Below are 6000 nucleotides of genomic sequence, written 5' to 3'. Positions count from 1 at the left end.
ACGCCCGGTTACATTCCGAACCCGGAAGCTAAGCCTTTCAGCGCCGATGGTACTGCAGGGGGGACCCTGTGGGAGAGTAGGACGCCGCCGAACAATCTTTCAAAGGACCCTTGGTCCAGCGTTCAACGCTGGACCAAGGGTCCTTTTTTGTTTTTCACCTCTTTACGCCGAAGCGCGGCCATGGGTTGGTTGCGCGAGAATGACTAGCGGTACCCCGAAGACAGGAGTCACACCCATGTCCAACTCTCCCGACGATCGTCCGGAGCGCGAGCCTCGGCGCAACGACGGCGGTGACAGGGGCGGCTACCGCGGGGGCCGTGACGACCGTGGCGGTGACCGTGGTGGCTTCCGCCGCGACGACCGCGGTGGCCGGCCGACCGGTGGCGCCGGCGGTGGCGGTGGTTTCCGCCGTGACGACCGCGGTGGGCGTCCCGCCGGTGGCGGTGGCGGCGGTTTCCGTCGTGACGACCGCGGTGGCGACCGCCCGTCCTACCCGCGTCGTGATGACGACCGCGGTGGGCGTCCCTCGTACCCGCGTCGCGATGACGACCGCGGCGGCCGGCCGACCGGTGGCGGTGGCGGCGGTTTCCGCCGTGACGACCGTGGCGGCGACCGCCCGTCCTACCCGCGCCGCGATGACCGTGGCGAGCGTCCCGCCGGCGGCGGTGGCGGCGGCTTCCGCCGTGACGACCGCGGTGGCGACCGCCCGACCGGCGGCGGTTTCCGCGGCCGCGAGGACCGTCCCTCCTACCCGCGTCGCGACGACCGGGGCGGCGACCGCCCCAGCTACCCGCGCCGTGACGACCGTGGCGAGCGTCCCGCCGGCGGCGGTGGCGGCGGTTTCCGTCGCGACGACCGCGGTGGCGACCGTCCGTCCTACCCCCGTCGTGATGACGAGCGTGGTGGTTTCCGTGGTGGTCGTGACGACCGTGGCGGCGACCGTCCGTCCTTCCCGCGCCGTGACGACCGCGGTGGCGACCGTCCGTCCTACCCCCGTCGTGATGACGAGCGTGGTGGTTTCCGCGGTGGTCGTGACGACCGTGGCGGCGACCGTCCGTCCTACCCGCGCCGTGACGACCGGGGCGGCGACCGCCCCAGCTACCCGCGTCGTGACGACCGTGGCGAGCGTCCCGCCGGCGGCGGTGGCGGCGGTTTCCGCCGTGACGACCGCGGTGGCGACCGCCCGTCCTACCCCCGTCGTGATGACGACCGCGGTGGGCGTCCCTCGTACCCGCGTCGCGATGACGACCGCGGTGGTTTCCGTGGCGGTCGTGACGACCGTGGCGGCGACCGCCCGTCCTACCCGCGCCGTGACGACCGCGGTGGCGACCGTGGCGGGTTCCGCGGCCGCGACGACCGTGGTGGCGACCGCGGTGGCTACCGTGGCGGCCGTGACGACCGCGGTGGCGACCGCGACTACCGTGCGGACCGCGACCGGGACCCGGTCAAGCGGCTTCCGATCGACGAGGACGTCACCGGTCTCGAGATCGACGCCGATGTCCGCCAGGAGCTCCTGAGCCTGCCCAAGGGCCTGGCCGAAGAGGTTTCCAAGAACCTCGTCATGGTCGCCCGGCTGATCGACGAGGACCCGGAGCAGGCGTACGCGTACTCGCGCATCGCCCTGCGCCTGGCCTCCCGTGTCGCCGCCGTGCGCGAGGCCGCCGGCTTCGCCGCGTACGCCACGCAGAAGTACAGCGAGGCGCTCGCGGAGTTCCGCGCCGCCAAGCGCATGACCGGATCCGTCGAACTGTGGCCCGTCATGGCCGACTGCGAGCGCGGTCTCGGCCGCCCCGAGCGCGCGCTGGCCATGGCCGGCGAGCCCGAGGTGCAAAAGCTGGACAAGGCCGGTCAGGTCGAGATGCGCCTGGTCGCCGCCGGTGCGCGGCGGGACCTGGGGCAGCTCGAAGCCGCCATCGTGACCCTGCAGAGCCCGGAGCTGGCCTCCCACTCCATCCAGCCGTGGACCGCGCGTCTGCGCTACGCCTACGCCGACGCCCTGCTGGCGGCCGGCCGTGAGGACGAGGCGCGCGAGTGGTTCGCCAAGACGGTCGAGGCGGACAAGGACGGCTCGATGGACGCCTCCGACCGGCTCGCCGAGCTGGACGGGGTCGAGTTCGTCGACGCGCTCGTCGGCGATGAGCCGGACGAGATCGACGACGAGGACGACGAGCAGGACGACGCCGAGGTGGCTGCTGCCGAGCGCGCGTCCGACCAGGCCGAGTACTACGACGAGGACGACGAGGAGTACGAGCCCCTCGAGCGGTCCGAGGCGGACGCCGACGTCGACGTCACCGACGAGATCGTCGTCGTCGAGGACGAGGACCGGGACGACGAGCAGGACCAGGCCCGCGACAAGGGCTGAGCGCTGAATCGGCTCGATTGAGAAAGGGCGGTACCCCTCCGGGGGTACCGCCCTTTTTCGCGTCCGCGGTCAGTCCAGGCTGCGCAGCACCAGGCCGGTGGCCGGCTTCGGGCCGAAGGAGGTGGACTTGCGGGGCATCGTCACGCCCTGGCGGGCCAGGTCCCGGACGACTTCCTCCCGTACGGGGTGCAGCAGGACCGCGGTGCCGCCGTGGCGCTCGGCCATGGCGACGGTGGCCGCCGCGTCGTGGATGTACGTGATCTGGTCGGGGGTGTCGGGGATCTGCCACAGGGCGTCGAGCAGCGTTGCGTGCAGGACGGTCGCGTCCAGTCGGCGCCAGGCCTCGGGGCGGTCGCGGCGTACGGTGCGCTCGAGGAGGTCCAGGTCCGGGTCGGTGACCAGGTGGAAGGTCCCGTCGCCCGTCAGGAGGAAGGCGTTGCCCCGCTCCGCGGCGTCGGCGAGGGCCTCCAGGGCGAGCGGCAGCGGGCCCTCGACCGGGCGGACCCGGAAGAGGCCCCCGACGGCGGCCAGGGCGTCCGCGAGCGGGAGGCGGCGCAGCATCCGGTGGATGGCGCGGACCTGGAGGGGGTAGCGGGCCGTGTCGACGAGGAGGACCAGGCCGAAGTCCCATGCGGTGGGCGACTGGTGCTCCTCCTGGAGGCGCAGGTACGTCGCCCAGCGGTGGTGTCCGTCGGCGATGAGGGCCTGGCGGTGGCCCAGGTCGGCGGTGACGGTGGCCAGGTCGGCGGGGTCGGTGATGGCCCAGAGCCGGTGGCGGAAGCCGTCCTCGGTGGTGGTGGCCAGCAGGGGCGGGCCCCCGGCGGTCCGCTCGACGACCTCCGCCGCCCCGGCCGCGGGATCGTCGCCGCGGTAGGTGAGGAGGAGGGGCTCGAGATTGGCCGACGCAGCACGCATCAGGCCGGCCCGGTCGGTGACCACGTCCGGCATGACGTCCTCGTGCGGGAGCACGATGCCCGCGTCGGGCTGCGTGAGGGCGAGGGCGCCGATGACGCCGCGCTGGAGCAGGCCGCCCTTGCGCTGCTCGTAGACGTAGAGCGCCGGCTCGGGGTCGGTGCTGAGGATGCCCTTGGCGAGCCAGTCGTGCAGGGTGCGCGCGGCCTGTTCGTTGCGCGCGGCAGGGGTGTCGGCCTGCGGAAGGATCAGGCGGACGATGTTGTGCGGGTCGGCGGACTCGAGGTGGTCGACGCCGTCGGGGCGTACGACCACGTCGTACGGCGGTGAGGTGACTGCGGCCAGGCTGCCGACACGCTCCGGGACGTAGCGCAGTCCATGGAAGGGGATCAGGCGCAGCCCGTCGTCCGCGGTACCAGATGTGGTCATTGGTGCATGGTAAGACGCGTCTCGCGATGCGGGATGATCGGGTGAGGAAGACCTCGGCGCAAATGCAACGAGGCCGATCGAGGACCGAACCCACAGGGAGCCGACAGGATGACCCGGCAGAGCAGGACGAGTCCGGCGGGCAGCGAGCGCAGCCTGCACCAGGCGTACGACACGGCCCTGCTGGACCTGGACGGCGTCGTGTACGCGGGTGGCGAGGCCATTGCGTACGCGGCGGAGTCCCTCGCCGCGGCCCGGGCCGGCGGGATGCACCTCGCGTACGTCACGAACAACGCGTTGCGCACTCCCGACGCGGTTGCCGAGCACCTGGGCGAGCTGGGGATCCCGACCGAGGCCGGCGAGGTGATCACCTCGGCGCAGGCCGTGGCCCGGCTGATTTCGGAGCAGGTGGAGCCGGGGTCGAAGGTGCTGGTGATCGGCGGCGAGGGGCTGCGGGTCGCGCTGCGCGAGCGGGGGCTGGTGCCGGTGGAGTCCGCCGACGAGGAGGGCCTCGCGGCGGTCGTGCAGGGGTACGGGGGCCCGGATCTGCCGTGGTCGCGGTTCGCGGAGGCCTCGTACGCGATCCACCGCGGGGTGCCGTGGTACGCGTCGAACACCGATCTGACGATTCCGGGGGCGCGCGGGATCGGGCCCGGGAACGGGGCCGCGGTGGAGGTCGTGCGGATCGCCACGGGCGCGGAGCCGCAGGTGGCGGGGAAGCCGCTGCCCCCGATGCACCGGGAGACGGTGCTGCGGACCGGGGCGGAGCGGCCGCTGGTGGTCGGGGACCGGCTGGACACGGACATCGAGGGGGCCTTCCACGGGGAGGTGGACTCGCTGCTGGTGCTGACCGGGGTAACCGACGCGGCGCAGCTGCTGCGGGCCGAGCCGCGGCACCGGCCGACGTACGTGGACCGGGATCTGCGCGGGCTGCTGACGGGCCAGCCGGAAGTCGTGGCGGCCGGGGAGGGTTTCCGCTGCGGGGGCTGGACCGCGGTGGCTGCGGCGGGCGTACTGGAGCTGCGGGGCGAGGGAGATCCGGTCGACGGTCTGCGGGCGCTGTGCGCGGCGGCCTGGACGCAGGCGGGGGACGGCTCGTGCGCGCTGGACGCGGGGAAGGCGCTGGCCCGGATCGGGCTGTAGGCGGATCGGAGATCGGGTGCAGGGTAGGCTAACCTAACCTCCGTGTTGGTCGAGAGTCCCCCTGAACAGAGCGCGGCGCCGGTCGCCGCCATCCGCCCGCGCCATGCGGCGCGCGCCGCCGGTCTGCTCGGCGCCCTTGCGGTGCTGGCGTTGATCGCGGTGGCGAGCATCGCCGTGGGCGCCAAGCAGATGCCCCTCGACCAGGTCTGGCACGGGCTGTTCCACTACGCGGGGACGCCCTCCGACGTGGTGGTGCGCGATCTGCGGGTCCCGCGGACCCTCCTCGGGCTGATGGTCGGGCTCGGGCTCGGCCTGTCCGGTGCGGTGATGCAGGCGCTGACCCGCAATCCGCTGGCCGAGCCGGGCATCCTCGGCGTCAACGCGGGCGCCGCGGCCGCCGTGGTCTCGGCGATCACCTTCCTCGGGGCCTCCTCGCTCAGCCAGTTCGTGTGGTGGGCCTTCCTCGGCGCCGCCGTCGTCTCCGTCGTGGTCTACGCGCTCGGCGGCAGCCGCAGCGCGACGCCGGTGCGCCTCGCGCTCGCCGGTACGGCGGCCAGCGCGGCCCTGGTCGGCTACATCAACGCCGTGCAGCTGATGGACAGCAAGGCGCTGGACAAGCTCCGCTTCTGGACCGTGGGCTCGCTGGCCTCCGCGAACATGGACACCGTCCGCCAGGTCGCGCCCTTCCTGCTGGTGGGCGCCGTGATCGCGCTGTCGCTGGGACGGCCGCTCAACGCGATGGCCATGGGCGACGACACCGCGCGGGCCCTCGGCGCCCACCTGACGCGGACCCGGATCGGCGCCATGGTGGCCATCACGCTGCTGTGCGGGGCGGCGACCGCCGCCTGCGGGCCGATCGTCTTCATCGGGCTGATGATCCCGCACCTGGTGCGGATCATCACCGGGCCCGACATGCGGTGGGTGCTCGCCTACTCGGCGGTCCTCTCGCCGGTGCTGCTGCTGGGCGCGGACGTCGTCGGCCGGGTCGTCACCCGGCCCGCCGAGCTCCAGGTCGGCATCGTCACCGCGCTGATCGGCGGACCCGTCTTCATCTACCTCGTCCGGCGCAAGAGGATGGCCCAGCTGTGACCGTCGACCTTCGGGCGGACAAGCCCGGATCCCGTCCCCTGCGCGGCCCCGGCGGGCTGTCCCTGCGG

4 protein-coding genes, 1 rRNA gene and 1 pseudogene are annotated in these 6000 nt (G+C 73.3%); 5 read left to right on the top strand and 1 reads right to left on the bottom strand.

The genetic code is table 11. The annotated features are described in order from the left end of the window. From rrf to AB0M76_RS27195, 3 genes and pseudogenes are all read left to right on the top strand, one after another. Positions 1–93 (top strand): 5S ribosomal RNA (gene rrf / locus AB0M76_RS27205); the annotation flags it as partial. 199 nt (positions 94–292) lie between these two features. Further along, positions 293–952, top strand: a pseudogene (locus AB0M76_RS27200) (tetratricopeptide repeat protein); the annotation flags it as partial. A 534-nt stretch (positions 953–1486) separates the two neighbouring features. Further along, a complete protein-coding gene (locus AB0M76_RS27195) occupies positions 1487–2362 on the top strand; it encodes a tetratricopeptide repeat protein (RefSeq protein WP_365955363.1) in 876 nt (291 codons plus the stop codon). A gap of 69 nt (positions 2363–2431) precedes the next feature. On the opposite strand, the gene AB0M76_RS27190 is transcribed toward AB0M76_RS27195, so the two are convergent. Further along, positions 2432–3703, bottom strand: coding sequence for a DUF1015 domain-containing protein (locus AB0M76_RS27190; protein WP_365955349.1), 1272 nt, complete (start codon positions 3701–3703; stop codon positions 2432–2434). Between the two features lie 108 nt (positions 3704–3811). Between AB0M76_RS27190 and AB0M76_RS27185 the strand changes: the two genes are divergently transcribed. After that, complete coding sequence (locus AB0M76_RS27185) at positions 3812–4843, top strand: HAD hydrolase-like protein (RefSeq protein WP_365955348.1); 1032 nt, start codon at positions 3812–3814, stop codon at positions 4841–4843. Positions 4844–4888: 45 nt separating this feature from the next. Beyond that, the gene (locus AB0M76_RS27180; protein ID WP_365955362.1) at positions 4889–5932 is read left to right on the top strand and encodes an iron chelate uptake ABC transporter family permease subunit; all 1044 of its coding nucleotides are present in this window, start codon (positions 4889–4891) and stop codon (positions 5930–5932) included. Positions 5933–6000 lie beyond the last annotated feature (68 nt).

It is taken from the genome of Streptomyces sp. NPDC051364 (assembly GCF_040682115.1).
In the GTDB taxonomy this organism is placed as follows: Bacteria; Actinomycetota; Actinomycetes; order Streptomycetales; family Streptomycetaceae; genus Streptomyces.
This window is presented reverse-complemented; position numbering and strand designations above follow the sequence as displayed.

What these genes read in the sequence shown, in the direction of transcription:
- AB0M76_RS27190 (WP_365955349.1), bottom strand. Translation starts at nt 3,703, where the DNA reads ATGACCACATCTGGTACCGCGGACGACGGGCTGCGCCTGATCCCCTTC.
- AB0M76_RS27185 (WP_365955348.1), top strand. Translation starts at nt 3,812, where the DNA reads ATGACCCGGCAGAGCAGGACGAGTCCGGCGGGCAGCGAGCGCAGCCTG.